Here is a 26,841-nt window from a genome sequence, read left to right on the forward strand (position 1 = left end):
TTAACTAACACGCGGAGGCGTAAAGACTCAGGGAGTAAGAGTTGTAAATAGCTGATTTTTTAATTTCATACTTCAAATCAGTAACGCTACATTAATTTTTGCTTCTGTATGGATACAAACTTAATATTCATCCTGACTCTTGCAATATCCTCTAAACGGATTCATGATTTTAGGTTGGGTTGAGGTACGAAAACCAACAAAAACCTACTTGTTATTGGGTTTCACTTCATTCCAACGCCACTTACTATAACGGGGGAAAACCGCGCAAAGTAGTGGCTACCCAACCTACGAAAAGTTAAGTTTTTAGCCGTTGGGAGTATAACTATGGTGACGAAACACAATTCAGAAAAACGCAGAAGGTTAAGAAGTGTTTCTTCGAGCCATTACCGGTGGTGAATCCGGTGAATGATTGTAGAGTGGACATGGCGAAGTCATTATCTGTTGGAAGTTTTCGGTGCGATCGCAATCTATGGTTTTGGGTGTAGCGAGTAAATTCTAGCTCTAATGAGCAATTTAGCTCTAATGAGCAATTAATTTATAGGGAACAAGGAAAAGAGAGATTCTTCAGGTTACAGCTTTCCCACATCTTATACCCTATCATGACCGTTGACTGAAGTCGAGAATTGAATCGGTTGTTGTGAATCCCGATGAAATTTTCTCCCCTGCTCCCTGCTCCCTGCTCCCTACTCCCTGCTCCCTACTCCCTACTCCCTGCTCCCCTGCCTCTGACTGATAATTTCCTACCAAGAATGAAACAATTGTTTCCTAAGTAGTCCTCAATATGCAAAAATCTCACACCCAAGTTAGTTCATAATTGATACAAAACTCTACACTTCGTTTCATATAAGTCAACTTTGGCATAAAATCCTAAGTTAGCGCATTGATTATTTTTGCGTCATTACTTCATCCTGGAGTAGTCGTTACAAAATTTTACAGGCTAAACAAAATAGCCAAATAAATATCAAAATTAGCAATAGTGAAGAATTGGGAGAAGAAGGAATGCGGGACGCGGTTACAAGTTTAATTAATAATTATGATTTAGCTGGGCGGTACTTTGATCGCAATGCCATTGATGATCTGAAGTCTTATTTTGCTAGCGGTACTGCTAGAGTAGAAGCGGCGACTGTTATTAATGGTGATGCTGCGGCAATTGTTAAGCAAGCTGCTTTAAATTTATTTGATGAGTTGCCAGAGTTAATTCGTCCTAGTGGTAACGCCTATACTACCCGTCGTTATGCGGCTTGTTTACGGGATATGGACTATTATCTCCGCTATGCTACCTATGCGATTGTGGCTGGTAATATGAATGTACTGGATGAACGGGTATTACAAGGATTGCGGGAAACTTACAATTCTTTGGGTGTACCCATTAGTCCAACGGTGCGTGGAATTCAAATTATGAAGGATATTGTCAAAAATAAGGTTGCTGAAGCAGGTATTGAGGATAATAGTTTTGTCGATCAACCTTTTGACTATATGACTAAGGAGTTAAGCGAGAAGGATATTTAATTCAGTTATCAGTTAACAGTTATCAGTTAACAGGAAAAACTGGTTGCTGATAACTATTTTTTATTGGTAAAAATTTTTAAAGTCAAAAAGGATACCAAGGTAAATTTGGCTAAACAGCGACTAGATACTTTATTAGTAGAACGGGATTTATGTACTTCTCGCCAGCAAGCGCAACGGTTAATTCAAGCGGGGGAAGTGAGAGTTGATAGTCAATTAGTTGATAAACCGGGAACGGAAGTTAATGTTGCAGCTGAAATTAAGATTAAAGAGCGATCGCGTTTTGTTTCCCGTGGTGGTAATAAGTTAGCTAAGGCTTTGTCTGTTTTTGCCATTCCAGTGGCAGGAAGGATTTGTTTAGATGGCGGTATTTCTACGGGGGGATTTACGGATTGTTTGTTACAATTAGATGCAGCAAAAGTTTATGGGATTGATGTTGGTTATGGGCAAGTTGACTGGGGTTTGCGTAATAATTCCCGGTTGATATTGCGAGAACGAACTAACTTACGCCATCTAACACCGGAGGAGTTATATGGGGATGAAGGGGAAATTCCCGACTTAGCAGTGGTAGATGTATCTTTTATTTCCCTGACAAAAATTTTACCTGGATTGTGGCAATTAACTCAACCTCCGAAGGAATTGGTGTTGTTAGTTAAGCCCCAGTTTGAAGTCGGGAGAAACCGTGTAGGAAAAAAAGGAGTAGTTAGAGATTCCCAGGATCAAGCTGATGCAATTTTTCAGGTTCTACAGGTAGCTCTAGATTTGGGATGGAGCTATAAAGGTTTAATTTGGTCACCAATTACAGGACCTAAAGGAAATATAGAATACCTTTTATGGTTAGGGATGGCAAGTGAAGTCTCTAGTCCTAATTTAGAAGCTATCAAGCAATTAACAAAATCTGCTGCTGCAGAATTACAAAAAATTAAACATCATATACACGGCATTCAATCGCTTCTGGATGTTGTTCACAGTAAATTTCCAGTTCAGTTTTTCTGATTCTTGCTTGTTGTTGGTGGACTTTTTCCGTTTGTAGTTCTTCCACAACCTCCCAAGCCAGAACACATTCACTAGAAGTATTACCAGTTTGATTGCAGGTGGTACGAGCTTGGGCGATCGCCTCTATAATTGCTTGATCTAAAGTTTTGATTCCACTGAGATCGGCACTAATAGCAGCCTGAACTACTTCTAAAGTATTTGCCATAGTTATCCTTTGGTGCATAGAGATTGACTGCTAGCTCCCATGATTTAAGGAACTCGTACTTTTAAGTTTAGAGAGGAGTTATGGGGTGGTGCAGTAGGAACAACCACCATTTATTGCTAAATTTTTTAACGCTCCTTGCGGGAAGTCCCCCGATGGAGTCTTCGGAACCGAGGGATGAGAGCAAGGGCAGAGACTTGAACTCATAACGAATATATGTGAAGATACAGTACTTTTCAGGTAAACGAGGTATACCAATTACAGGGATGATTTTTAGCTTTTACAATTTGGATTAGCTACTGTACCTCATAAACTTGCAATCTGCTGTATTTTCAGTTTAGTTTTGGAAATGTATAGCTATCGATTAGGGGGAGTACCTACAGAACGCACTTTTTGTTCATAGACAGTGCTAAAAGTTGCTAAAAGAGCTTCAAAAGCTTTTCTGCTTAATCCAGTCATTGCCCGCAGTAGTTGGTCTTGCCCCAATACTCGCTCAATGTTTAGCATTCTTCCTGTCTATTCACTAACTTTCTATTCTCTCTTATTTCCCAACAACTTTATTCTCAAGTCGAAGAAATTTGTTCCATTGGCTCTGGAGCTATCGAATCTACCGTCAAACAGATTGACCGTCGAACCAAAATTTCTGGCGCACAATGGAAGTTTGAGAATATTCCTCAAGTTATTGCTCACCGTTGTGCTTACCTGAATGGATTAATCTTTGCTCACTCAGTAAAAAGTGGGATGCTCCCCTCCCCAACCTACTAAGAATTGTAAATAAATAAATCTACGTTTTATATTTTAATCGTGACACTGACCTAAGTCCTGCATATAATTGTGATGATTAAAACAATGAAAGTAAAAAATGTACAAAATTGCTGTAGTGGGAGCAGGTCCATCAGGAGCTTCAGCAGGATATCATCTCGCTAAAAATGGTCACCATGTAACCTTAATTGATAAAGAATCTTTTCCAAGAGATAAGCCTTGTGGAGATGGAATTACTCCCCAATCAGTTAGAGGATTGGCAACCATGGGAATTGAACGTGAGTATGTCAAAAAATTTGCATCAGAGTATCATTCATGGAATAGTGCGTTACTTGGTATTAATGATCGAGATTATTTTTATAAATTCAGCGATGGTGATTTAGGTTTTTGTATACCTAGATATGTTTTGGATCATCTTATATATGAAAGGGCGATAGAAGCAGGATGTATTCCTCATAAACAATCGGTTAACAATATTTCTCAATTTAGCTCTGATTTCAAACAGGAATTTGATTATATAGTTGATGCACGTGGAATTTTCGCAGGAGAATGTAACCTGATTGCTATTCGTGAATATTGGAGTTTACCTTTAGAATGTTTACCTAGTAAGTATCATTCCAGTCTACAAGTTTATTTTGATATCTCATTAGGAATTAGTGGCTATCTTTGGATTTTCCCAGTAGCTTTAAATGACAAATTATTGAAACTAAATGTAGGTTGCGGTTACACAATAAAGGAGTATAAACAGAATAAAAAAAATTTAATTAGTGTATTTGAAAATATTATTGCTAACCATCGTTTTGCTAGTAATTTACTTCCTCATGTAGTAACTAGAACAAAGAAAAAAGTATATCCATTAGCAATGACAAAGTGGAACAATAAAATTTGCGATCGCAACATCTTTAAAGTTGGTGATGCAGCAAATTTAACAGATCCGCTTACAGGTGAAGGTATTGGTAATGCTATAAGTAAGTCGGCACAATAAAACCAAACTATGTGGAGAAAAGTAAATAAGGCTAAAACCCTTTTTCCCCCTGCTCCCTGCCCCCTGCCCCCTGTCTTATCCAAACGATAATTTTTTACGCCTACCTACTTATATAGTGGTTTATATCTAGCTCAAGCAATTAATACCAGCGAGGATTTTGAAAATGCTAGATATAGTTATCAAAATTTATATCAAAAATATTTTCAACAAGAGCTGAGAATGCGACTTTTGCAACAGACTATTATTTCACTTCCCATCGTCAATAATTTTTTGTTCAAGATGATAAATAATGGGGGTATCTCAATTTTTAAAAAAGCCCTCATCTCTTAGCCTGAGGCTACTTGACTTACTCCCTGGGTGGGCTCATAAATTTTCTTAACTCACTTAATCGTGGCTTCCTAATAATGAAAATTGCCCGCCACCTCAAAGCAAAACTAGACTTAATGGCTACAAAACAGACAGATACCAACTTACTAAAAGCTTCCCTTTAATCAGCTTTTATGTCACAAATTCTTTGATTTGGTTTAATCGCAGCCCATGAATACTCCCAGCCACGCCATTCTCAACCTTGCCATTCTCACCACACCTACATACCCTGAAGCGACTTTACCTATATTGGTGGGTGCTATACTGCCCGATATACCCATATTCACCATGTATTTTTGGGCTAAATGGGTAGTTCGTCAGTCAGAACGGGAAATTTGGACAACAACCTACTATCAGCCCTTGTGGCTCAATCTCACCCATATTTTTCACTCTATTCCTTTAAAAATAATAGGAATTGCGATCGCTTATTTGTTAGGTTATTGGCAATGGGAAGTTTTGTTTATGAGTGCATTGGCTCATTCTTTGCTTGATTTTCCCGTCCATAATGATGATGCCCATAGGCATTTTTATCCTTTTAGCCATTACCGTTTTATTAGTCCCATCTCTTATTGGAATCCCAAGTATCACGGTAGGGTGGTTGCTTTGGTGGAAAAATTACTGGTGTTAGGGGCGACTATTTATATTTTTCCCCTGCAAGATTCTTGGCTGAGTAAGGGTTTATTAATAGCGGTGAATTTTATTTATTTGACTGGGTATTTATATATGGGGTTGTTTCGACGTTGTACCCAAGTTGAAGTAGAAAGCGGATCATGAATTCAGAATTATGGAGATAGGAAGTAGCTTCAAATATTAATTACATCTTCGTAAATCTCTGCCATTGTCAAATTTAAGGCAATAGAATCTAAACTTAATTCATCATCTTTACTCAAAATTGTCAGTGACCAATTTCCTTGAGAATCTTTACGATAAACTTCTATTTTGATTTCTTCTTGGGAAACTAATACATATTCTTGTAAACTGTCTAAATTTCGGTAATTAACAAGTTTTTCTCGTCTGTCTGTTAGCTCTGTGCTGGGTGATAGCACTTCTATAATTAAGCAAGGATAATTTAAAAAAAAGCGTTCTTGATCTTGAGAGTCGCAGGTAACTGTGACATCGGGATAATAAAATATGTTTTTATTTTGGTTGGCTAGTTGTATATTCACTTTTATGTCAGCCATGAAGACACTACAGGAACCACCCCGTAAATGCGATCGCAATCGTGAGTAAATGTTTCCGGCTATTAGATTATGTTGTTTGCTACCACCAGACATGGCGAATACTTGACCACCAAGGTATTCATGACGAATTTCGCTAGTTTGTTCTAGCTGGAGGTATTCTTCAACTGTAAAGAAATTGACTGGCGAGTGCATAGTTTTTACCTCAAAATTTCTTAATCCTGTAAGGAAGATTGTTCTTTTCTCTGATGAATTTGTTAAGATCAGGACTTACGCACAAGCTACGTATTTACGTCATTACATTCGCGTTAGCGTGCGCGAAGCGCTTACGAAGTGAAGTAATCGCAAAGCCTTATTTTTCGTCACGAGTGCGTAAGTCCTAAAGATTTAATCAATCGTTCTCTTGCTCTCAGTAAAGATTAATTATGAGATGGGAAGAAGTTTGTGACAATAAAATTTTACAAGATTTACCCTTCAAAATCGAGTTAAATAAATGGGGTCAAATTGTCATGAGTCCCGTAAAAATTAAACATTCTTTTTACCAAGGAAGAATTCAACGTTTATTAGAATCTTGCTTGCATACGGGAGAAGTGATGCCAGAATGTGCTATCAACACATCAGATGGGGTTAAAGTTGCTGATGTTGTTTGGTGTTCCGAGGCAAGATTTACCCAAATTGAAGATGAAGTATCAGCGTCGATCGCACCAGAAATTTGTGTGGAAGTTAAATCCAGTGGTAACAGTTTGGAAGAGATGGAATTTAAACAAAAATTATATTTAGAAGCTCAAGCTATAGAAGTATGGTTATGTAATGAACAAGGTGAAATGAAATTCTATAATCAACAAGGTGAATTAGAAAAATCTGTTTTAGTTCCTCAATTTCCTAAGCAAATTAAACGGAAGACCTAATAATAGCTACCAGATTTGCTGAGGTAGCTACTGGCTTTTTGCAGCAAAGTGTTCCATCAGCATTCGGTGATAAAAGACGTAACCACCTCCTACTTTTTTCATCAACAGGCGTTCTGAGGCATAATCAAGGAAGCGAGCGTAGTTCCAAGGAATGCGACCTTTACGGTAAAGAATTCGACGCAGGTTAAAGTGTTGGATACAAGTAATTCCCCCATTTAACAATCCTCCACTCAGTCCTACAACCAGCCCGAAAATCAGCCCGAAAATCAGTCCTACAATCAGCTCGAAAATCAGCCCTACAATCAGCCCTACAATCAGCCCTCCAATCAGCCCGAAAATCAGCCCCAATCTAACGAAGTTTTTTCTTGAACTCCAAATTCCTTGATTGGGAAACGTTCTCTGCTTCACTTCAGTACTACTCAACCCACTCTTCAGTCCGAAAATCAGCCCTCCAATCAGCCCGTAAATTGGCACACTGATCCACAGTAAGTTAGCCCAGTTGCTAAAAGTCAGCTTTCCCACCAGCTCTCCAATCAGCCCTCCAATTATCCCTAAAATCATCCCAAGAGGTACTTCGTGAATAATCCCAGCTTTAGCCTTTTGCCATGACCAAGTCATTTGCTCGAATAGGATGATATCTTTTGATAAGCCCGTAATTACTCCTCCAATCAGCCCGTAACTCAGCCCCACAGTCAACCCGTAAATCAGCCATGTAATCAGCCCTTCCATCAGCCCCAGCCTTACAAATAGCAATGAACTCAGCCGCAGGATATATACTCTACCCCACAGCCCTACAATCATCGCTACAATAAGCGCTACAATCAGCCCTAAAATCAGCCATGCCAACAGAAAATTGCGAATTCGATAGCAATTTCTCCCCCTTCGACTTTCAAGCAAAGTTGGTTGCATTTTCTCAATCAAAAAAATTATTTTTGATTCATTGACCATTGTTTTTGCCAACCAAATAAGCCAATGCTTAACTTTCTTCTGGGGATATTTTGCCGAATTAGGATTTTGCCCCAATTTACCAATTACTCGGCGATGTAACATTCGCTCTATGTAACTATCAAACAAATGTTGGTAGCGATCTTTGTTTGAGCGAAATTGCTGTAATAAATATTCTGCTGACAAACCTTGATAAGCCCAGCTCATAACATTAAGAATTAGGGGAGTTTGGGCAAATTTTTCCAGTTCTATATCCTGCTGCAATAGCGTCCTTAAACCAGCCAGTGAATCACCAGCCTTGTTTAAAAAACTATATACTTGTTTCTGGGAAAGAGGTTTAATACAAATAGCACTACTGAGTTGTAAGCGTTCAGTAAGAGCTTCATAATCTTTGACTCGACTACAAACCACCATCTCGGTAATGTTATGAGTGGCAATAAATTTATTTAAAGCCCGAACACAAGCATTGCGCTGTTCTGCTCTCACTTCATCTAACCCATCCAGGAGTAAAACCAGTTGTTGTTGTTCGAGCCAATACTCACTCCAAGTTTTGGGTACTTGATATTTGTCTTTAAATTCTTCGATTAACCATTTTTCAATTGGTTGCTGCTTCCCTCCCCAAGAAGATAAATTAAACACCACGGGAATTGGCTTAGTTAAATCTTGTTCAGTTTGATTAACCAGCTTTTCTGCTAATTGCAAAAGAGTGATGGTTTTTCCCGAACCAGGATCTCCCAAAATTAACATGGTTTTGCCAAATCCAGTTTCACTCAAGATATCTGTTGTCTGTAGTTCTTCAAAAGACTCGTCCAATTCCACTGGTATCTCTCTAATACCTTCAAAGGGGCGAAATACTGCATCGGAATTAGTTTTCCATTCGAGATTAATGGGAGTGCTGGCATAGAGAGAAGGCTTGAGAAAACCCTCGATCCAGAATTCTTTGACTTTATTTAATAAAGTTTGGCGTTGACGATATTCGTGCTGGCTTAATGGTTGACGCGCTACATTAGCTTGTCCAAATTCATCCCAATTCTCTCTCACCTGAACGCGATATCCCTTGTAATTAGCTTCTTCTTGAACTGCTTCGATCAATTCAGGTGGAAATTCAGACTGTGAGGGAGCCGAAGTCACTTCTTCTGGAAAAGGAGTTAGAGGTGACTTCTTCTTCAGAACTGGTTTTAAGTCTTCTGGAATGATAACTGGCTCGGCGACATGGCGACTTGCTTCAGAATTGCGGGAACGGGAAGTATTAGCCTTAGGAATCTGAATTTGAATCGCATTGCAACCAAACTTGTAAGATTCCTCAATTGATTTTCCCCAGCCTAATGCCCGATAAAAACCTGTAGCAAAAGCTATGGCTTCATCATCCCTAATCTCCTGACTCATGCCAATCACATAATTAATATATTGAACAATGGCATCAGCTTGGACTTCGCTATAACAAGCATTGAGCAAAACGCACTCAACCTGCTTGTCAAAAAGCGCAAACAGATTAGATAGAGCCTCTGTACTAACTACTTGTTCCCGTCCAGCATTATTCTGTAGTAGCAAACCTTCCTTTCCAGTTCCATGTCCGCAGAAATGGACAATTCTTGGTTCATTCTCTAGTAATAACTCTTGTAACTCTTCTGGATGTACTTCTAACTCAAATTCTATCTCGAATTCAGTGTGGTTTTTGGAGCGTTTAATGACATTTTTCAAGTCTTTGATTTCTCTTTCTGACTTGAGGTCATTCCTAGGATTCGAGCTTAAAATCAGAATTTTCTTCATTTAGATTTTGTACTCCGTAACCATAACTGGGATCTGCTGAGTGACCCACTCTGAGTCAGGTTAGGACTCGTATACAAAAACGCGGGTTTTTTCAGTAATATTACTATGATAACTCCACAAAAAAGATGCTCCAATCTTGTGGGATGGGCATCCTGTTTGTCCTTGTATTATTAGCAGACAAGATGCTTGCACCACAAGAAATTTTGGGATATTTTTTTATGAATGAAAACTTTTACATCATCTGTGGGAGTGAGTTTTGATAATACCATTTTGAAAAAAATAGGACAGATGGGTAGGGGCACGGCATCTACAATCTTTCGATATATACAATTATGTTACTGGTGCCGTGCCCTTTCAGTTATCAGTTATCAGTTATCCCCCAGTATTCAACAATGTCGAAGAGTTCGTATACAAAGGGCACGGCGTGGGTAAGATTATTCTATAACCCGAGATATTTTGGATGCCGTGCCCCTACCGGATAATTTTTGGTATGTTTAAGATTGCTTCAATATCATCTTGACCAAAAAAGAAAAGGATACAAGCCCCCCGCAGTCGCTCATGGGGGAAACCCCCTTTCTGCGCGCTGCTCTGTTGGATTTATCCGTGGAAAGGGAAAAAGTATTTTCCTTATTCAAGCCCCTCGATTGATCGATGGGGTAACTGTTAGCGCAGCTCCTCCGCAGGAGGCTAACTGATAACTGATAACTGATAACTGAAATGACAGGGCTAGCAGTGCCCACCCTAAGATACTTGGAAACATCCCCGACTTTGCAGGACAATCTAACTGTAAGCTTTTTACAGTTGACAAAAAATGACCATAACAACAGAGATTCTCTCTCAACTACCTGGGGATGTCATATCTAATTTAGCAAGAGCCGATCGCACTTTGGCATCTTTAAGGGCTGGTAACACAAATATACCCGTGGTAGTCAAGGAAGATTCCCAACCCCTAGAGACGGTGGAATGGGATGTAGTTGTCTGTGGTGGTACTTTAGGAATTTTAATTGGTTGTGCTTTGGCTTTGCAGGGAGTCAAGGTAGCTGTGATGGAACGGGGAATATTACAGGGGAGGGAGCAGGAATGGAATATCTCTCGCCCAGAGTTAGATGTATTGTTAGAGCTGAATTTACTTACACCTGAAGAGTTAGATCGAGCGATCGCAACTGAGTATAATCCAGCTAGGGTAGGTTTTGCCGAAGGTACGGAAGTTTGGGTGAGGGATGTATTAAATATTGGTGTATATCCCGCATTTTTACTGGAAACTATTAAACACCGATTTCTAGCTGCGGGGGGAAAGTTATTAGAACATACTCCCTTTACGGAAGCGGTGGTACATCCTAATGGGGTGATGGTAAACAACCAATTCTCCACCAGGCTGTTAATTGACGCTATGGGACACTTTTCCCCCATCGCCAAACAAGCCAGACAAGGGAAAAAACCCGATGCATTGTGTCTAGTGGTGGGGACTTGCGCCCAAGGCTTTCCAGAAAACACCACCGGAGACTTATTGTTATCCTTCACACCCATAGAAAAACAATGTCAATATTTCTGGGAAGCATTTCCAGCTAAAGATGGTAGAACCACATACCTATTTACCTATATGGATGCCGATCCCCAACATCTAGGATTAACAGCTTTATTTGACGATTATTTTCGTCTCCTGCCAGAATATCAAGGTGTGGAATTAACCCTGTTGAATTTTCAACGAGCATTATTTGGCTTTTTCCCTTCCTATCGCCAAAGCCCTTTACAAACACCTTGGCAGCGCATTTTACCTGTGGGGGATAGTAGCTGTAGTCAGTCGCCTTTGAGTTTTGGTGGTTTTGGTGCCATGCTGCGTCACCTCAAACGCTTGACCTTAGGGATTCAATCAGCACTAGAAACTGACCAACTATCAGTAAAAGCACTTAAACTACTGCAACCCTATCAACCTAGTTTAAGCGCCACCAGGCTATTCCAAAAAGCCATGAGCGTGGGGGTGAATCAAAAAATACCAAGCGATCGCATTAATCAGTTGTTATCTGCGGTGTTTGAAGAAATGGAGAATTTGGGCGAACCAGTACTCAAGCCATTTTTACAAGACGTGGTGCAGTTTCCCGGATTAACAAAAACCCTATTAAAAACAAACTTGAGTCATCCAATTTTAGTCATCAAACTAATTCCCCAACTGGGTTTATTCAGTTTACTAGATTGGATATTGCATTACATCAATTTAGGGATTTATGCTGTTCTATTTTCCCTAAGTCAAATGCTAGAGCCATTGTTTAAAAAATCACCTCATCAATACCTATACTACTGGCATCGTTGGGTAGATGCTTGGAAATATGGTTCTGGTGCAGATTATTCAGAACATCAGTGAACTACTTTTGTCGAATTCACAGGTCGAATAGTGATAAATAAGGTTATGCTAATTTTTATAAAGATTTAATACAGAGGGGAAACACCGTGGAACTTTCACCATCAGTCAAATACTGGGCGCAATTTTTTCACCCAATAATGATGTGGGCATTACTGCTAATCTCTCTTTATGCTGCTTATTTGGGATTACAGGTACAGCGCACTAGAAGTGCTAAGGGAGATGAAAAGAAAGAACTAATTAAGGGTAAATATAACATTAGACATTACCAAATTGGTTCTATCCTCCTAGCACTAATGGTGATCGGTTCCATTGGTGGTATGGCTGTCACTTACATTAATAATGGCAAACTATTCGTTCAGCCCCACCTATTAGCAGGATTGGGAATGACTGGTTTAATTGCTGCTTCTGCTGCTCTATCTCCCTTTATGCAAAAAGGAGCAAATTGGGCAAGAGCTACTCATATAGTCTTAAATTTTACCATCTTGGGATTATTCACTTGGCAAGCAATTACTGGAGTGCAGATTGTCCAGAAAATTTTGACTAAAGCGTAATTAGTTATTAATAATTCGTAGTTCGTAATTAATAGGCTGCAACCCCCACTGATTACAACTACGAGTTATTGTAGATAGACAACCCGAATAGATTCCATCATTTTTGTTTACACTTTTGAGGAAAAGCAATATCGAAAGATTTGTGAAAATCCTTTTGTACCTTTAATGTCAGGCGACGGGAAACTTGGCGAACAATTTGATTGAGTAAGCGATCGCCTGTAGATTGAATGAGTGAGTGTGGTAACCTGTGAATAAATTTGGGAAAATTCATATACACAGTTAAATCTAATTCCCACACTACCTGGGTCATTTTCCGAGAAAAATTAACATTGTCTGTCCCTAATTCTTCCACCAACTGCAATGACGCTCGGTAATCGACATCATAACCAGGAGCTTCATAGTCCGGAATCGGAATAGTATAAATACGGTAAATACTATCTTCAGGTGGTAATAATTCTAACCCGATTTTTGGTTCCACATTATGACCAAAAGCACCAAATTTACCAATAGTTAAGGCATAGCCATTATCACCCAATGGTTGTACTTTCATTGGTTCTGCACAACGGCAAAACCAGGAGCTATGACTACTGAGATATTCAGCTACCTGCTCCCTAGGTGCATACATTTCCATTTTGTCTTGATAATGCCCAGAAAATTGACTGGGTACTTGAATATCTGTCTCTAAAGCAATGTCTTCAGTAGTGACTAAATGTGATGATACTGATAAAACAGTTTCCGATACTTCAATTGATTGATATCCTGTATTTCTTGAAAGCATAAAATTATACCTATTTTCTTATATATGATTTTTCTTTATTAAAATCATAATGCCCATTTATGCTGTTAAATTCTCCATTGATACAATATATTTTTCAACAAAGCCTTGAACATAGATTACGAAATTTACTTAAATCTCTAAAATAGATCACGGAACCATACAAATATTAGCTTTCCAGGATACAGTTAATTATGAAAGTTTTTGTAGCAGGAGCAACAGGAGAAACGGGTCGTCGCATAGTTCAAGAGTTAAGAGGGCGGAATATTTCGGTACGTGCTTTAGTAAGGGATATACAGAAAGCCAAAACTATTTTGCCAGATGAGGTGGAATTAGTGGAAGCCGATGTTACAAATTATCAAAGTTTGCATACAGCGTTAGGAGATAGCACAGTTATTTTATGTGCTACTGGTGCGAAGCCAAGTTTCGATCCGACTACGCCCTATAAGGTTGACTATGAAGGAACAAAAAATTTAGTCAATCTGGCTAAGACAAAGGGAATAGAGCGCTTTATTTTAGTTTCATCCCTATGTGTTTCTCAATTTTTCCATCCTCTGAACCTATTTTGGTTGATTTTAGTATGGAAAAAGCAAGCAGAAGAATATATCCAAAAAAGTGGTCTAACTTATACCATTGTGCGTCCAGGAGGGTTAAAAAATGAAAATAATACTGACCCAGTAGTAATGCAGAGTGCTGATACTTTATTTGAGGGTAGTATTCCTCGACAAAAAGTAGCTCAGGTGTGCGTAGAAGCACTATTTGAGGAATCTGCGAAGAATAAAATAGTAGAAATTGTTGCTAACCCGAATGCTCCTGAGAAAAGTTTTCCAGAGCTATTTACAGGAGTAGTCTAATGTCTGGGAATTATGAATAATTTTCCAGTCATCTCCCCAAAAAATAAACGCTACAATTGCAATTGGAAAAAGCTCAGGTAAATACCAAAGCCACCCAACCAATTGTCCAGCGCCAAAGAGACTTTGCTTGATAATTGGGTTAAAACAATAACGTTAGGCTTTTTTCAAGTCTCACACTCTACTATATTCCCTGTAAAGCACCCAAAGAATTTGATGAGAAGGAGCAGTACTCTGAAAACTTTGCGACTCAAAGGCGCTGAAAAGTTAATTATACCCATAGCAGCACTTTTAGGGTTTGTGTATTTATTTCAGTGGTATATCACCGGTAATTTGCACAAGCGTCCCGAACCAATTTTCCAGGTTAGACAACCTCCTTTGGTGATGAAGGGAGGCAATCCTCATATTCGGGCTTTAATGCGGACTATTTCTGCTAGTGAAGCTAGTAGTAAACGTCCTTATTCAATTCTTTATGGCGGAAAACACGTACAAGACTTAAGTCGCCATCCAGAGATATGTGTCACCATTGTGAATGGACCAAATAAAGGAAATTGCTCTACTGCTGCTGGTAGGTATCAATTAATTAATACAACTTGGTATCAAATTGCTCCTAAATATCATCCCCAGCCCATGAAATTGATGTTTTGGACATCCTATAGCTTTGAAGCACGATATCAAGATCAAGTAGTTTATCGGTGGTTAAAAGATTCTCGTGTTTGGAGAGCAGATATTAATCAATTATTGCGCCAAGGGAAATTAAAAAAAGTTTTACAACTACTTTCTCCAACCTGGACAAGTTTAGGTTATGGGATAGAAACTAATTCTATCAGCTCGAGTTTACCTCGAATTTACCAAAAAATGTTGCGAGAAGAATTAAAGAATACGAAGAAACAAATACCATAAAAAATATAGATGAGAAATAAACTACAGCAAACAGATAATATAGCGCTACATACAAGTAATAAGTAAGGCATTGCGGTGGACGAGTTTCCCGGCATAAAGCAACTACCGTCAAATAGCATTGACGCAGTCTCTCCGTTTGGCTTTGTTGTGCCCGAAGGGCTTAGGAGATACTCCGAAAAAGTAATAGTTTACTGCTCATATTTTTGGGACTTCAACAATGTCTGCGCCATGATTGCGTAGCTCTATAACTAATATTTTAAACCTTGAAATAACAGCTAATAGTTAATAAATCATATATTTAAGAAACAGAAATTTTATTATCATCTATTAGCTATTATTTATGGGAGCAACATTGATTGACAAAAGTAATATTGACTACGTTGAACGAAAATTAAAAGCTAACAACAGGTAATTGGGTCTATGGTGTGGAGAATATCAGTTTTAACAAGACTACAAACCCTTATTTTCCACAAATTTTTCACTCCTAATTAACACATTTATAACCCTTGTATAGAAAGGCTTATAGCCAAAAAAATGTGTTTATTTCATGCCTTACGAGGGGTCAAGACTTTAGATCATAGATTTACGAATTACACATACACATATCAGTTAAATATGTGAAATCTGTGATCTATTTTTGACCAAAAAAGAAAAGGATACAAGCCCTTAAATCTATTTGTGGAAAAATTAGAGATAATTGTGCCGCGATGTATAAGCACTCTTTCGCAATAATTTCTTATTTAAAGCCCTCCGCAGTCGCTCATGGGGGAGACCCCCTTTCTGCGCGCTGCTCTCTACATTCATGTATGTGGTTTCTCCCCTGCTAAGAGCTCCCTGCTCCCCAGCCTCTGACTGACTTCCCTCTGATGGAACACTCGTATCAATCATGACTGATATGATATTTTCCAGTTTAATTGGAGAAACCCATGAGCTCATTTAACCAGCTTTGAACCTGTAGGTGTAAATTGGAAGTATTATATGGAGTTTGTTGCTTCTCAGCATTAATAGTAATTAAAGCACGTTGATAATCTGCGATCGCACAATTCCAATCACCCCAGAGATGATAGGTTCTACCTCTTTCTGCCAAAATATGACTTTCTAGTTGACCAAACAATAGTGCTACTTCTAAATTTTCAATTGCTTCTGCATATTGTCCCAACTCCCTTAGAGTAATGGCTCGATTAATCCAACCACGAACATAACTAGGATTTAAATCCAACGCTTGGTCATAATCTGCAATTGCAGCTGCTAATTCTCCATAAGCAGCATAGTAATTAGCTCGATTATTATATGCCGAGGCTAGCTTCGGATTTATTTGTAAAGCCATGTTGTAATCACAAAAAGCTTTGTGTCTATCGCCACTTTGGAAATAAATTAGTCCACGATTATTATAATCAACAGCATTTTGGGGATGGCGATTGATTAATTGACTCAAGAGCGTGATAGCATCAGTATAATCACCTTTTTTCGCTGACTTTAGTGCATAAGCTCGTAAGTCCCTATCTGCCAAGACCACTTCCTCCTCTACTTGAGGATGATATTTCCGGATGATACTAATGGTATTGAGTACAGAATTGCATTGGTAATCTTGGGGTTCTCCAGATGCAAAAAAGGATTGACTCTTCATATCTTCCTACCTGAGCTAATTGCTCTCTGTGTGAAATTTAATATTCATTACTCAGCTGTCTTGGTAGTTATGACCCTGTATTATATTTACCCGTATTATTTCATGCTTAGATAATGAGTGACTACTGTTGATATTACCCAATACAATCCATGCAAATTCCAATTCTGGTACTATTAATAGTGGAATATACCCATAGATACTTCCTTCCTAAATTAAATTCCAGAAACAGGAAATATTAATTTAGATGAATAATCAAAGATGCACAAGTACACAGAGAAACAGATTGGGAAAATTCCGAGAAGGAAGAGTGATGAGATAATAAGAAAATGAGTATAGCAATATAGCGCTACGCGCAAGTAATAAGTGAGCCATTGCGGTGGAAGCATTTTCCGGCAAAAAGCAACCGGCGTTGACCGAAAAAGAAAAGGATACAAATCCCCAAATTTATTTGTGGAAAACTCTTTCGCAATAATTCCTTTCTGGATGCAGTCGCTGATGGGGAAACCCCCTTTCTGAGCGCTGCTCTTTACATTCATGTATAGGGTTTTTCCCCTGCGAAGAGCTCCCTGCTCCCTTGCCTCTGACTGACTGACATATTGGTATTGGTATATCACAGTACCTTAACTACAGTATGCCTGGGAATGCTAGCAGGACAATAGAACATAAAACTTAAGAAAATACTTATTATTTCTCTTCCCTATTATCTGTTAGGATTTTCATCTGTCCTGGTATAAATCAGTTGAGAATGGCTAAAAAAAATATTTACAAATATTAACCATTCATACAATAAATCTTTAGAGATAAATTTCTAATTGTTTTTCAAATCTGGTTGCCAGTCAAAATGGGAAAGCATAACTCTAATAACTAATAAGTGAAATGACAACAGCAACTTTTTCTCCCGATACTACCGATTTAGCCCCAGATGATTACATTGTTCTAGGCTTAGCAACTTGCTTTCTGAAGGAAGATGGAGAGGTTTATCAAGTAGAAGTTATAGAACCCATTCCCTCTGCCGCTTTAGAAGCCATCTTGAAAGGTATACCTACTTCCTACAAGTTTGCCCATGCCACAACCTTAGGCAATATTTTAGGTGGGGACACTCTACAAAAACCAGATGAGTTCCCTGAAAATTCCCAATTTAGTGATGAATTTGCACAAAGAGCGATTGCAGCTGCTCGCACATACAAACGCCGAGAATCAGCAGCTAAACTCATTCCCTCAGGCACAACCTACACTGAGTTAAACTACTCTATCGAACGTAAGCGGGTGTTGAATGCCTCTAGAGTCGTTACTAAGGATGATAATATCAAACAGCACCCCAATACTCATAAAGTTCTTTAACAGCAAAAATAGAGCTATTTTATGTTGAAACTGTACGGTGGTGCTCGCAGTCGAGCATCCATTATTCAATGGTATTTAGAAGAGCTGGCTGTTCCATACGAGTATATCCAGTTAGATATGGAGGCTGGAGAACATCGCCAGCAAATTTTTCTGGGCATAAATCCCATGGGAAAAGTTCCAGCAATTGTAGATGGGGAACTCAAGCTGTGGGAATCGGGAGCAATTTTACTTTATCTCGCGGATAAATATGGCGGTGTATCTTCCTCGGAAGAACGTGCACAAGGGGCACAATGGTCATTATTTGCTAATGCGACCTTGGGACCAGGAGTTTTTGTGGAAGCAAGCCGCGAGAGAGAAATGCCTCGGTTGATGGCACCGTTAGATGAAATTTTCAGCAAACAACCTTTCTTGTTAGGGGATAGTTTTAGTGTTGCTGATGTAGCTGTGGGTTCTTACCTAAACTACATTCCTATTCTGCTCAAGTTGGATTTGAGCGATTATCCTCATGTTATGAAATATATGCAAAGGATAGCAGAGCGCCCAGCCTTTCAAAAGACTATTGGTGCTCGTGCTTAAATCTGATTTATTTATATGAACCCCGACTTGTTCACTAAAGTCGAGGTTCTTGTTCCTAATCCCTATTTTTTAGCCAGGGATCAACGATAATTAGTAAATTGCAGTGCAATGGGTAATTCTTCCTGCTTCAAACGCTGGATGACTACTTGTAAATCATCCTTGTTTTTAGCACTGACGCGCACAACATCACCTTGAATTGAAGGTTGTATCTTTTTAAACTCGTCACGGATTAGCTTAGAAATTTGTTTGGCAATTTCTGAACTAATACCCTTCTTCAGAGTAATTTCTTGGCGAACACGATTACCACTAGCAGACTCTATTTTGCCAATTTCAAATATTTTCTGAGATAGATTACGTTTAGCAGCTTTCTCTCGCAGTAATTTTTGCACTGCATCTAGGGTAAAATCACTATCAGTGTTAATTGTAATAGTCTGTTCGCCTAATTCTACTGTGGTTTTAGTGTCTTTGAGATCGTAACGGCTCTTGATATCTCGTACAGTTTGATCGACAGCATTTACTAATTCCTGTCTATCAAAGTCACTTACAACGTCAAATGAATAGGTAGAAGCCATAGTAAATTCTGGATATGAGATTGGGTGTTTAGAGTATAATTATTAGCTGGTATTCACAGTTAATAACTGCGATCGCATTAGTTGTTAATTTTAATCATACTCAACACAAACAAGGTTGTAATGCTTAAAGAACTAATACCAAACATGAGAGAACGTAGTATTGGTATATTCAAAATATAAAAAATAGAGTAAAAAAAACGGGCAGCAACAAAAGCTAATGCTGCCATAACTGCTAGGGGAGTATCGACTCCTGTAACATATGCTGTCAGGGCTGCTGCGGCAAAAATCATAAACACTTCAAAAGAGTTTTGATGTGCCCAAGTTGCTCGTTTCCCATAAGCAGGTAATTTGTCAAATATTGCCCGAGGAGCAAACATATCATATCCTACACGGACACGGGCATACCCGACTACCAGAAAGGGTACATAAATTAGTACAGCTGCAGCAGCAATACAGTAAATTAAGATCGCGGATACGGTCAAGGACATGAAGTAATGAGAAGGGTGAGGAGTGAAATTTTCACAACTATCTGCCAGCTGGCTTCTGAGTTGTAAAACTATTCTAGAACAGCCGATATTGAAATTATTCAATTGGCTTGATGCATTAGTCAAAATAGAACAAAGTAACTAATTTTCTTTGTTCTTCTGCATCATTACAAGTTTGCAGCAGAGTACGACTGTCGTGAAAGGCAAAACAAATTAGTTGTTGACAACGGGAAACAATTTCCTTATTACACAAATAACTAGCTTCCGCCAGGGACATATGATCGTTACTAGGATTTTCTACTAAATGCATCACTTGTTCCAACTGCTGTCGGGATTCATTGGGTTGACGTTCTAAGCTTTGGGGTAAAATCACCGTCAGCATATTGGGATCGCCACGCATTGCTCCTTTAATCGCAGCTGCATTAGTACCAGTAGCACCTGAAGTGATGATCTGATTCCCCAATAGCACTAAGGCATAGGTCATCATCTCAATTAGGTTCTGGTGGGTGATGGGAACATGACGGGAACCCAGCATGGCGATTCGTTTAGAACCTGTTTGCTGGATTGTTGCCAGTTCTTGGGCTAATGTGTCGATGTTGTTAATTAGGTCTAGTGACTGGCTCAAAGATGGTTGAAATCACATGAAACAACCAAGCTATTTTAGCAGATTGAGAGCCGCTAAAAAGATAGTTATGTGCAAAGAACAATTTATTTTTTGATAATTTACGCAAATAAACCCGATTTTAAAAAAATTGTCAGGGCATATGTACAATATTCCCTGACTTACCATATTTCATCAGTTAATCCAATTTGCTAGCAATCTTGATTTATGGTATAGCTGCTGCTGGGCTTAAATCTAGGAGATTCAGCAAACGATCAACATCAAAATGTTTAGCCATGAGATGGCGAATAAAGTGAACCTTGATTGGTTCATGAACTCGCACTTGACCAAAAGTACGATCCACAATTTCCACAGTAGTAAGAGTATCCAAATCTACTGATAAAATCGGGATTTCCAATTCTTCTGCACGACTGAGGATAAATTGTGGAGGTGGCAGTTTTCCTGTCAGAATCAGACATTGGGTAGAAGTTTCTAAGGCAGCTTGCTGAATTTCCACTCGATCGCCCCCTGTGACTACTGCCATATTGCGACGTTTGCGAAAATACTTGACTGCTGAATTGACATTCATGGCCCCAATTGCTAAGCTTTCGACCATTAAATCCAAGCGATCGCCACAGCAAAGAATATCGGCTTGTAGTTGGTGTACTAGTTCGCGAACACTAACGCTACGTAGCAAGTCACTTTGTGGCAATACCCCTAACAAAGGAATACCCTGCTGTTCTAAAAAAGAACCCATGGTCTTTTCTACTAGGGGTAATTTTTTTTCTGGTACATCATTAATAACTACACCTATCAAACGTTCTCCCAAAAGCTGCTTGGAAGCTAAAAGTGCCTCCACCGAAGCCAAGGATTGATAGCGGGTTAGCAGAATGACTGTAGCATCAATTATTTGGGCAACTTGCAACAAAGAAAAGTCAAACAAACAACCTTCTGTCAAATTACCGGGACCTTCCAGCAATACCAACTCACCGAATGGCTTTTCTAAATACTGTTGTGCTAGAGCTTGCTGATAATCTGTTTGGTCTTCATTTCTTAAGCGTTTTTCTACAGTTGCTCCATCCACAGCTAGTACAGTGGGTGCAATCCGCGTGGGAGATAGTTTCAGACTGTTGGTAATGAACTCAACATCTTCATCTACAATCTCGTCTGTAGCATTTGAGCAAGTTCCTAGGGGTTTGCCATAGCCAATATCAATTTTTTTTTCCTGTAGTAGATGAGATAGACCTAATACGGTAGCCGATTTACCGCTATAAGCTTCCGTCGAGCCAATAAGCAAATATTTAGCAGATTTTGGCACACATGCACTCCTAAATTTTGAAGTTCAGTAAAACCCAGCCAGGTGTTTTTTAATTTTAGGTCGAACCAAGGTGATTAGGAGTGTTATTGGCTTAATTAAATTGAGGTGCACCCTTATCCATATTTAAATAATGATAAGGGAGCAGGGAGCAGGGAGCAGGGAGCAGGGAGCAGGGAAGCAGGGAAGCAGGGGGAACTAAGACCAAAACAAAAATGGGGCGAAAGTCTCACCTGGGGCATTCCTCTGTGAGTACAGAAGCCCAAACCTCAGCGTAGGGGGTTTGGATAGTATACTTATTCTTCTATACGTAGGAGCTTACGATAAAAAATCTGAGAAAAATCCGTTGTCCGAGAGCGTTTATAATTTTCCATAATTTCGATTAAAAAACCTATAAATTCAAAACTCGCCATCATGACTTCATAACTGAGTTCTGCATTGCCATCAAATTGTAATCGGCAACGGGTTAAGTCAGAAGGTAGTCTAGCAATATTCCAAGTTGCAACGAAGGGAATACTATCACTACCCTCTATTTTTCGTTGTCCTTCAACAACGCCTTTTTGATACAGGCTGATTGCGTAGGGTAAAAAATTACGTTTATTACTTGCAACATAGGGTGTATAAACATTTGCCTGTTGGGATGTGGCAGGTTGGAGCTTCTCAAAGGACATAATTGAATTTTCTGTTTAAATTGACGACTATTCAGAGATTGGAATGGTTATGCCTATTATTCCCAGGAGTATGTATTCACTCACATCTGTTTAGTAAAAACAGAGACAGGGATGGAGAGAAGAAATATAAGTAGGTAGGTGTAAAAAATGATCGTTTGGATCAGGCAGGGGGCAGGGAGCAGGGAGCGGGGGGAACAAGGGTTTTAGGCTTATTTACTTTTCTTCACATAGTTTGGTTTTATTGTGCCGACTTACTTAATTTATTTTTTATGTTATTAATCTAAAATCCAAAATAGATTGACTCTTGGTTAACTACATTTAAAGATATGTTAAGAGAATATTTTAGTGGGTTAATACTATGGCTCCACTGGTTGCGAACTACTATCTAACATATCGTTGTAATGCTCGGTGTCATTTTTGTAATATTTGGGCATTAGAACCAGGGAAAGAGGCTGATTTTGAAACTATCAAGCATAATCTCCAAGATTTACGCCGTTTAGGGGTAAAATACATAGATTTTACTGGTGGTGAACCCTTGCTCAGGGATGATGTGGGGCAAGTTTACACTGAGGCAAAGCGTCAGGGCTTTTATACCAGTATGACAACCAATACAATTCTGTACCCGAAAAAAGCTGAGGAAATTAAAGGTCTAGTTGACTTTTTGAATTTTTCCTTGGATGGTGCAGATGGGGATACACATGATAAATCTCGGGGAGTACAAATTTTTGATACTTTGGTGGAATCAGTAGCGATCGCCAGATCTTTGGGAGAGTTTCCAGTACTTAACCATACTGTCACTGCCCAAAACTATGAAAGGCTTGCAGAATTAGGAGAATTGGGGCAAAAATTAGGTGTCAGGGTCTGGTTAAATCCCGCTTTTACAGCCCATGAGAACTACAACTCCAACAAGAATCCAACCCCAGATATGTTAGCAGCAATTGAAGCTGTTGCTAAGAAATATAACAATGTCGGTTACAATAAGGCTGCACTAGCATTTATTGAAGCTGGGGGCAATGATACCAAAAAACCCCGTTGTAAGGCGGTGGATGCGGTAATTGCCATATCCCCTAACGACGAACTGTTGTTACCTTGTTATCATTTTGCTCAAACCGGGGTTCCTATTAATGGCAAGCTCTACGAGCTATACCGAGAATCGGCAAAGGTGGAAGAATACCGCCAATCCCAAGGCAAGCTAGATGTATGTGAAGGTTGTACAGTTTGGTGTTATTTGATTCCTAGTTTCTTTATGGGTGTGGACAAATATTGGTGGTTGAATCAAGTTACCTATGCCAGCGAATTCCTGGCCCGAAAACGATTCTTACAAAGAGCTTGAACCGCTCAATTCCCTGCTGTCAGACATTGACTTAGCAGAGGACACGGAGACAGAGGTGGAGACAAGTAAGTTGTCTCTACCATCTCGATTTCAAGGTCGTAGACGTAAAGCCGCCCTAGTTTTAACTATGGTTTGGAGCGGTACTATTGCCTTGAATTTACTGTCTTGGGGCTCTTTGTTGGTATTGGGGCTGACTACGATTATGAGTATTCACGCCTTGGTGATAGTTTTTGCTAAACCGAGGCAAAAAATTTCCCAAATCCAGGGGAAATATCCCCATGTATCTGTTTTAGTGGCAGCAAAAAATGAGGAAGCTGTCATTGGCAATTTGGTGGAAAATCTCTGTAATTTAGAGTATCCAGATGGAAAATATGAAGTTTGGATTGTTGATGATAATAGTAGCGATCGCACCCCCCAATTGCTGAAAAAGCTAGCCAAGACATATGAACATCTGCATGTTTTACATCGAACTTCAGAGGCTACTGGTGGTAAATCTGGAGCATTAAACCAAGTTCTACCCCTAACTAAAGGGGAAATTTTGGCGGTGTTTGATGCAGATGCCCAAGTTTCACCAGATATGTTGCAGCAAATAGTACCCATGTTTCAACGACAAAAGGTGGGTGCTATACAGGTACGCAAAGCAATTGCTAATGCCAAGTTCAATTTTTGGACTCGGGGACAAATGTCAGAAATGGCTCTTGATACCTATATGCAGCAACAGCGCAGTTCCATTGGTGGAATTGGTGAATTGCGGGGTAATGGTCAATTCGTTCGTCGTCAAGCTTTATTAAGTTGTGGTGGCTGGAATGAAGAAACAATTACTGATGATTTGGATTTAACTTTACGGCTGCATTTAAGTGATTGGGACATTGACTGCGCTTTATTCCCAGCAGTATATGAAGAAGGGGTAACTAGTGCAATTGCTCTTTGGCATCAACGTAGCCGTTGGGCTGAAGGAGGATATCAACGCTATTTGGATTATTGGGACTTAATTCTACGTAACCGCATGGGAAGTAGGAAAACCTGGGATCTATTGATGTTCGCCATTACTATGTATATACTGCCCACCGCAGCTATTCCAGATTTAATCATGGCGATTATCAAGCACCGTTTACCTTTGCTCAGTCCCATTAGTAGCTTGACAGTGATCATGTCTCTATCAGGAATGTTCAACGGTTTAAGGCGCATCCGCCAAGATCGAGGTTTTCGTGTCTCTAACTATTTGGTCATCTTGCTGCAAACCTTGCGCGGTACTTTATATATGCTCCACTGGTTTGTGGTTATGAGTGCTACTACTGCAAGGATGTCGGTAAGACCAAAGCGTTTGAAATGGGTGAAAACTGTGCATCAAGGCAGTGAAAATGTTTGATGCTATGGTTTGGCTATGCAGAAAATAGTATATTTTTCCAGTTGGTTAGTAACTAGCTTGAAAATGGAGAGTCGGGAATCGGGAGTCGGGAGTCGGGAAGAGGTATTTTCATTCTTGGTTGTGGGATTTTCCCCTGGGAGACTAACTTGAACAACCAGGCTGATTTACAACAAAGACTGATTTTAAGAAACAAAAAATTAGGGGATTCAAACCCAAGATTGGGGGACACAATCGTCCCCCCAAGCTTTTTCTAAAAATTTTTATTTTCTATTCAAAAGTAATACCAATTCAAATAATGTTTGCAACATATAAATTCTTCGTAAGGGCACGGCACCAGTAAAATAATTTTATATATTGAAAGATTGTGGATGCCGTGCCCCTACCCATCTGTCCCATTCTTTTTTCAAAATGGTGTAATTAAGTGTCTACACTTCTTTTGCTGTTGATTTTTCACTTAACGCCGCCATTGTTCTAACAAATAGGAATAAAACCAACTTTTATCCACTTCATCCATTCCATAAATTTTCCTACCACCAGATACTACTTTTGTATTGCCTTGACTAACACCACTAGTAATAATTTCTGTTTCCCATTCCCTTAACTTATAAGCATCTGGATTTCCTAAATAAGCCGTAGCTAAAACATCCCATGCATAATAATCTTGGGGAATTACCAAGGCATAACACTGTCCGGCTAAATCAGAAATCGGATATTTTCTTTGTCTACCAATCTTTTGCACAAATGCTGAAGTTACGGGCACAGTATTAGTAATATCCAAAGAACACATAATAATTTCTATTCCACTTTGCCATACCCTAGCTACGGCAAGAGGATCCCAATATGCATTCCATTCTGCGGAACCATCCTGTCCCGGTTCCCAATTTTGCTCTACATTTCCCGGAACATTTAAAGCACCACCCATCCACACAATCTTGGCAATTTTAGCTTCAATTTCTGGGGCTTTATCTAAGGCAAATGCCACATTAGTTAATGGTCCTGTAACCATGAGTGTGACTGGTTCTGATGCTTGGCGCAACACTTGCACCATAAAATCTTCACCCGGTTCTGCGACTAAGGGGGTACTAATAGTATCCCTTTCGTTCAAAATCGGTAAATGATCCACCACAAAGGAATCACGACGATAAAGATAGGGGAAAGGATTTATCCCACGCACCATACTTTCTGCTACCGGGATATGGGAACCCCCCATTAAGTCTAAAATTTTACGTGTAGCACTGACCGCAGGTTTGGCATAGCAATCTGCGGGAGTGACAATAACACCCAGAATTTCCACATGTTCCATTGTCATCAGTAGCATAGTGGCGAGATAATCATCTACACCACCGTCATGATCGATTAAGATAAATTGTTTTGTCATCAGTTTGGGAGAAATTGAAAATGGACGAATTTATGCAAGCTGCGATCGCTCAAGCACAAAAAAGTAGGCTAGAGGGTGGTATCCCCATTGGCTCTGTACTTGTTAAGTCAGATAAGATTATCGGTCAAGGACATAACAAGCGGGTTCAAGATGGGGATCCTATGACCCACGCCGAAATCGATTGCCTCCGTAATGCTGGTAGAATCGGCAACTATAAAGGTACAATACTTTACTCAACCCTGATGCCATGTTATTTGTGCGCTGGGGCTGTGGTGCAATTTGGGATCAAAAAAGTTGTTGCTGGGGAATCAGCAAATTTTCCTGGTGCGAGAGAGTTTATGGAATCTCACGATGTGGAAGTAATTGATTTAGATTTAGATGAATGTAAGCAGATGATGGATGAATTTATTCAAAATAATCCCTTGCTGTGGAATGAGGATATTGGCGAATAGTGCTCCACCACATTTATTCTGCTGGGTAAATAATCACTCTTCTAAGAAATATTTCTGTTTCTTG

26 protein-coding genes and 1 pseudogene are annotated in these 26,841 nt (G+C 39.4%); 15 read left to right on the forward strand and 12 right to left on the reverse strand.

Annotation, left to right across the window (positions count from 1 at the left end; genetic code table 11):
• The first annotated feature begins 999 nt into the window (after window positions 1-999).
• Together apcB and CALSC_RS23640 are read left to right on the forward strand one after the other, a co-directional pair.
• The gene (apcB, locus tag CALSC_RS23635) at window positions 1,000-1,509 is read left to right on the forward strand and encodes an allophycocyanin subunit beta (RefSeq protein ID WP_088243685.1); all 510 of its coding nucleotides are present in this window, start codon (window positions 1,000-1,002) and stop codon (window positions 1,507-1,509) included.
• A gap of 105 nt (window positions 1,510-1,614) precedes the next feature.
• Window positions 1,615-2,502, forward strand: a complete 888-nt coding sequence (locus CALSC_RS23640; protein ID WP_088243708.1) for a TlyA family RNA methyltransferase — start codon at window positions 1,615-1,617, stop codon at window positions 2,500-2,502.
• On the opposite strand, the gene CALSC_RS23645 is transcribed toward CALSC_RS23640, so the two are convergent.
• Window positions 2,429-2,725: a Calvin cycle protein CP12 gene (locus CALSC_RS23645; RefSeq protein WP_235006914.1), complete on the reverse strand. Its 297-nt coding sequence runs from the start codon at window positions 2,723-2,725 to the stop codon at window positions 2,429-2,431. The two genes, CALSC_RS23640 and CALSC_RS23645, sit on opposite strands and share 74 nt — an antisense overlap.
• 336 nt (window positions 2,726-3,061) lie before the next feature.
• Entirely contained in the window at window positions 3,062-3,211 is a 150-nt protein-coding gene (locus CALSC_RS23650) for a hypothetical protein (protein ID WP_235006915.1), read from the reverse strand.
• A 51-nt stretch (window positions 3,212-3,262) separates the two neighbouring features.
• Here CALSC_RS23650 and CALSC_RS23655 point away from each other — a divergent pair.
• The 3 genes and pseudogenes from CALSC_RS23655 to CALSC_RS23665 all read left to right on the forward strand — a co-directional run.
• Window positions 3,263-3,469, forward strand: a pseudogene (locus tag CALSC_RS23655) (hypothetical protein); the annotation flags it as partial.
• A gap of 97 nt (window positions 3,470-3,566) precedes the next feature.
• Window positions 3,567-4,451 carry an FAD-dependent oxidoreductase gene (locus CALSC_RS23660; protein ID WP_088243687.1) on the forward strand — a complete coding sequence of 295 codons (885 nt, stop codon included), beginning with the start codon at window positions 3,567-3,569 and terminating at the stop codon, window positions 4,449-4,451.
• Between the two features lie 537 nt (window positions 4,452-4,988).
• Window positions 4,989-5,591, forward strand: coding sequence for a hypothetical protein (locus CALSC_RS23665; protein ID WP_088243688.1), 603 nt, complete (start codon window positions 4,989-4,991; stop codon window positions 5,589-5,591).
• 29 nt (window positions 5,592-5,620) lie between these two features.
• On the opposite strand, the gene CALSC_RS23670 is transcribed toward CALSC_RS23665, so the two are convergent.
• A complete protein-coding gene (locus CALSC_RS23670) occupies window positions 5,621-6,190 on the reverse strand; it encodes a Uma2 family endonuclease (RefSeq protein WP_088243689.1) in 570 nt (189 codons plus the stop codon).
• Between the two features lie 230 nt (window positions 6,191-6,420).
• On the opposite strand from CALSC_RS23670, the gene CALSC_RS23675 reads away from it, so the two are divergent.
• The gene (locus CALSC_RS23675; protein WP_088243690.1) at window positions 6,421-6,903 is read left to right on the forward strand and encodes a Uma2 family endonuclease; all 483 of its coding nucleotides are present in this window, start codon (window positions 6,421-6,423) and stop codon (window positions 6,901-6,903) included.
• A 27-nt stretch (window positions 6,904-6,930) separates the two neighbouring features.
• Here the strand turns inward: CALSC_RS23675 and CALSC_RS27950 are convergent, their stop codons facing one another.
• Window positions 6,931-9,618 carry an NACHT domain-containing protein gene (locus CALSC_RS27950; RefSeq protein ID WP_088243691.1) on the reverse strand — a complete coding sequence of 896 codons (2,688 nt, stop codon included), beginning with the start codon at window positions 9,616-9,618 and terminating at the stop codon, window positions 6,931-6,933.
• A gap of 811 nt (window positions 9,619-10,429) precedes the next feature.
• Here CALSC_RS27950 and CALSC_RS23685 point away from each other — a divergent pair.
• Window positions 10,430-11,977 carry an NAD(P)/FAD-dependent oxidoreductase gene (locus CALSC_RS23685; protein WP_088243692.1) on the forward strand — a complete coding sequence of 516 codons (1,548 nt, stop codon included), beginning with the start codon at window positions 10,430-10,432 and terminating at the stop codon, window positions 11,975-11,977.
• A gap of 86 nt (window positions 11,978-12,063) precedes the next feature.
• Window positions 12,064-12,528, forward strand: coding sequence for a DUF4079 domain-containing protein (locus CALSC_RS23690; protein ID WP_088243693.1), 465 nt, complete (start codon window positions 12,064-12,066; stop codon window positions 12,526-12,528).
• 97 nt (window positions 12,529-12,625) lie between these two features.
• On the opposite strand, the gene CALSC_RS23695 is transcribed toward CALSC_RS23690, so the two are convergent.
• Window positions 12,626-13,306, reverse strand: a complete 681-nt coding sequence (locus tag CALSC_RS23695; protein ID WP_088243694.1) for a DUF1997 domain-containing protein — start codon at window positions 13,304-13,306, stop codon at window positions 12,626-12,628.
• Between the two features lie 191 nt (window positions 13,307-13,497).
• Between CALSC_RS23695 and CALSC_RS23700 the strand changes: the two genes are divergently transcribed.
• Window positions 13,498-14,157 (forward strand): NAD(P)H-binding protein, encoded by a 660-nt coding sequence (locus CALSC_RS23700; protein ID WP_088243695.1) that lies wholly within the window; start codon window positions 13,498-13,500, stop codon window positions 14,155-14,157.
• 213 nt (window positions 14,158-14,370) lie between these two features.
• Window positions 14,371-15,057, forward strand: coding sequence for a glycoside hydrolase family 24 protein (locus CALSC_RS23705; protein WP_200817731.1), 687 nt, complete (start codon window positions 14,371-14,373; stop codon window positions 15,055-15,057).
• Between the two features lie 910 nt (window positions 15,058-15,967).
• Here CALSC_RS23705 and CALSC_RS23715 read toward each other — a convergent pair.
• Complete coding sequence (locus CALSC_RS23715) at window positions 15,968-16,684, reverse strand: tetratricopeptide repeat protein (RefSeq protein ID WP_088243697.1); 717 nt, start codon at window positions 16,682-16,684, stop codon at window positions 15,968-15,970.
• A gap of 876 nt (window positions 16,685-17,560) precedes the next feature.
• Between CALSC_RS23715 and CALSC_RS23720 the strand changes: the two genes are divergently transcribed.
• Window positions 17,561-18,025 carry a hypothetical protein gene (locus CALSC_RS23720; protein WP_088243698.1) on the forward strand — a complete coding sequence of 155 codons (465 nt, stop codon included), beginning with the start codon at window positions 17,561-17,563 and terminating at the stop codon, window positions 18,023-18,025.
• A 21-nt stretch (window positions 18,026-18,046) separates the two neighbouring features.
• Entirely contained in the window at window positions 18,047-18,601 is a 555-nt protein-coding gene (locus CALSC_RS23725; RefSeq protein WP_088243699.1) for a glutathione S-transferase family protein, read from the forward strand.
• A gap of 80 nt (window positions 18,602-18,681) precedes the next feature.
• On the opposite strand, the gene CALSC_RS23730 is transcribed toward CALSC_RS23725, so the two are convergent.
• From CALSC_RS23730 to ebsA, 5 genes are all read right to left on the reverse strand, one after another.
• Complete coding sequence (locus tag CALSC_RS23730; RefSeq protein WP_088243700.1) at window positions 18,682-19,173, reverse strand: YajQ family cyclic di-GMP-binding protein; 492 nt, start codon at window positions 19,171-19,173, stop codon at window positions 18,682-18,684.
• Window positions 19,174-19,250: 77 nt separating this feature from the next.
• Window positions 19,251-19,661, reverse strand: a complete 411-nt coding sequence (locus CALSC_RS23735; RefSeq protein ID WP_088243710.1) for an MAPEG family protein — start codon at window positions 19,659-19,661, stop codon at window positions 19,251-19,253.
• A gap of 115 nt (window positions 19,662-19,776) precedes the next feature.
• Window positions 19,777-20,283, reverse strand: a complete 507-nt coding sequence (locus CALSC_RS23740; RefSeq protein ID WP_088243701.1) for a DNA recombination-mediator protein A — start codon at window positions 20,281-20,283, stop codon at window positions 19,777-19,779.
• Between the two features lie 202 nt (window positions 20,284-20,485).
• Window positions 20,486-21,577, reverse strand: a complete 1,092-nt coding sequence (locus CALSC_RS23745) for a phosphotransacetylase family protein (RefSeq protein ID WP_088243702.1) — start codon at window positions 21,575-21,577, stop codon at window positions 20,486-20,488.
• 293 nt (window positions 21,578-21,870) lie between these two features.
• Window positions 21,871-22,245, reverse strand: a complete 375-nt coding sequence (ebsA, locus tag CALSC_RS23750) for a type IV pilus biogenesis protein EbsA (protein WP_088243703.1) — start codon at window positions 22,243-22,245, stop codon at window positions 21,871-21,873.
• Window positions 22,246-22,603: 358 nt separating this feature from the next.
• Between ebsA and CALSC_RS23755 the strand changes: the two genes are divergently transcribed.
• Both CALSC_RS23755 and CALSC_RS23760 read left to right on the forward strand, forming a co-directional pair.
• Complete coding sequence (locus CALSC_RS23755) at window positions 22,604-23,578, forward strand: radical SAM protein (RefSeq protein ID WP_088243704.1); 975 nt, start codon at window positions 22,604-22,606, stop codon at window positions 23,576-23,578.
• Complete coding sequence (locus tag CALSC_RS23760; protein ID WP_088243705.1) at window positions 23,532-24,947, forward strand: glycosyltransferase; 1,416 nt, start codon at window positions 23,532-23,534, stop codon at window positions 24,945-24,947. The genes CALSC_RS23755 and CALSC_RS23760 overlap by 47 nt, the downstream gene beginning before the upstream one ends.
• A 454-nt stretch (window positions 24,948-25,401) precedes the next feature.
• Here CALSC_RS23760 and CALSC_RS23765 read toward each other — a convergent pair whose 3' ends face one another.
• Window positions 25,402-26,325 carry a nucleoside hydrolase gene (locus tag CALSC_RS23765; protein WP_088243706.1) on the reverse strand — a complete coding sequence of 308 codons (924 nt, stop codon included), beginning with the start codon at window positions 26,323-26,325 and terminating at the stop codon, window positions 25,402-25,404.
• A gap of 20 nt (window positions 26,326-26,345) precedes the next feature.
• Between CALSC_RS23765 and CALSC_RS23770 the strand changes: the two genes are divergently transcribed.
• A complete protein-coding gene (locus CALSC_RS23770) occupies window positions 26,346-26,777 on the forward strand; it encodes a nucleoside deaminase (protein ID WP_088243707.1) in 432 nt (143 codons plus the stop codon).
• The last annotated feature ends 64 nt before the right edge of the window (window positions 26,778-26,841 follow it).

It is taken from the genome of Calothrix rhizosoleniae SC01 (assembly GCF_900185595.1).
GTDB classification, from domain to species: domain Bacteria; phylum Cyanobacteriota; class Cyanobacteriia; order Cyanobacteriales; family Nostocaceae; genus Calothrix_A; species Calothrix_A rhizosoleniae.

What these genes read in the sequence shown, in the direction of transcription:
- CALSC_RS23695 (WP_088243694.1), bottom strand. Translation starts at nt 13,306, where the DNA reads ATGCTTTCAAGAAATACAGGATATCAATCAATTGAAGTATCGGAAACT.
- CALSC_RS23700 (WP_088243695.1), top strand. Translation starts at nt 13,498, where the DNA reads ATGAAAGTTTTTGTAGCAGGAGCAACAGGAGAAACGGGTCGTCGCATA.
- apcB (WP_088243685.1), top strand. Translation starts at nt 1,000, where the DNA reads ATGCGGGACGCGGTTACAAGTTTAATTAATAATTATGATTTAGCTGGG.
- CALSC_RS23730 (WP_088243700.1), bottom strand. Translation starts at nt 19,173, where the DNA reads ATGGCTTCTACCTATTCATTTGACGTTGTAAGTGACTTTGATAGACAG.
- CALSC_RS27950 (WP_088243691.1), bottom strand. Translation starts at nt 9,618, where the DNA reads ATGAAGAAAATTCTGATTTTAAGCTCGAATCCTAGGAATGACCTCAAG.
- CALSC_RS23660 (WP_088243687.1), top strand. Translation starts at nt 3,567, where the DNA reads ATGTACAAAATTGCTGTAGTGGGAGCAGGTCCATCAGGAGCTTCAGCA.
- CALSC_RS23760 (WP_088243705.1), top strand. Translation starts at nt 23,532, where the DNA reads ATGCCAGCGAATTCCTGGCCCGAAAACGATTCTTACAAAGAGCTTGAA.
- CALSC_RS23685 (WP_088243692.1), top strand. Translation starts at nt 10,430, where the DNA reads ATGACCATAACAACAGAGATTCTCTCTCAACTACCTGGGGATGTCATA.
- CALSC_RS23675 (WP_088243690.1), top strand. Translation starts at nt 6,421, where the DNA reads ATGAGATGGGAAGAAGTTTGTGACAATAAAATTTTACAAGATTTACCC.
- CALSC_RS23725 (WP_088243699.1), top strand. Translation starts at nt 18,047, where the DNA reads ATGTTGAAACTGTACGGTGGTGCTCGCAGTCGAGCATCCATTATTCAA.
- CALSC_RS23705 (WP_200817731.1), top strand. Translation starts at nt 14,371, where the DNA reads ATGAGAAGGAGCAGTACTCTGAAAACTTTGCGACTCAAAGGCGCTGAA.
- CALSC_RS23770 (WP_088243707.1), top strand. Translation starts at nt 26,346, where the DNA reads ATGGACGAATTTATGCAAGCTGCGATCGCTCAAGCACAAAAAAGTAGG.
- ebsA (WP_088243703.1), bottom strand. Translation starts at nt 22,245, where the DNA reads ATGTCCTTTGAGAAGCTCCAACCTGCCACATCCCAACAGGCAAATGTT.
- CALSC_RS23715 (WP_088243697.1), bottom strand. Translation starts at nt 16,684, where the DNA reads ATGAAGAGTCAATCCTTTTTTGCATCTGGAGAACCCCAAGATTACCAA.
- CALSC_RS23765 (WP_088243706.1), bottom strand. Translation starts at nt 26,325, where the DNA reads ATGACAAAACAATTTATCTTAATCGATCATGACGGTGGTGTAGATGAT.
- CALSC_RS23650 (WP_235006915.1), bottom strand. Translation starts at nt 3,211, where the DNA reads ATGCTAAACATTGAGCGAGTATTGGGGCAAGACCAACTACTGCGGGCA.
- CALSC_RS23665 (WP_088243688.1), top strand. Translation starts at nt 4,989, where the DNA reads ATGAATACTCCCAGCCACGCCATTCTCAACCTTGCCATTCTCACCACA.
- CALSC_RS23755 (WP_088243704.1), top strand. Translation starts at nt 22,604, where the DNA reads ATGGCTCCACTGGTTGCGAACTACTATCTAACATATCGTTGTAATGCT.
- CALSC_RS23670 (WP_088243689.1), bottom strand. Translation starts at nt 6,190, where the DNA reads ATGCACTCGCCAGTCAATTTCTTTACAGTTGAAGAATACCTCCAGCTA.
- CALSC_RS23645 (WP_235006914.1), bottom strand. Translation starts at nt 2,725, where the DNA reads ATGCACCAAAGGATAACTATGGCAAATACTTTAGAAGTAGTTCAGGCT.
- CALSC_RS23735 (WP_088243710.1), bottom strand. Translation starts at nt 19,661, where the DNA reads ATGTCCTTGACCGTATCCGCGATCTTAATTTACTGTATTGCTGCTGCA.
- CALSC_RS23720 (WP_088243698.1), top strand. Translation starts at nt 17,561, where the DNA reads ATGACAACAGCAACTTTTTCTCCCGATACTACCGATTTAGCCCCAGAT.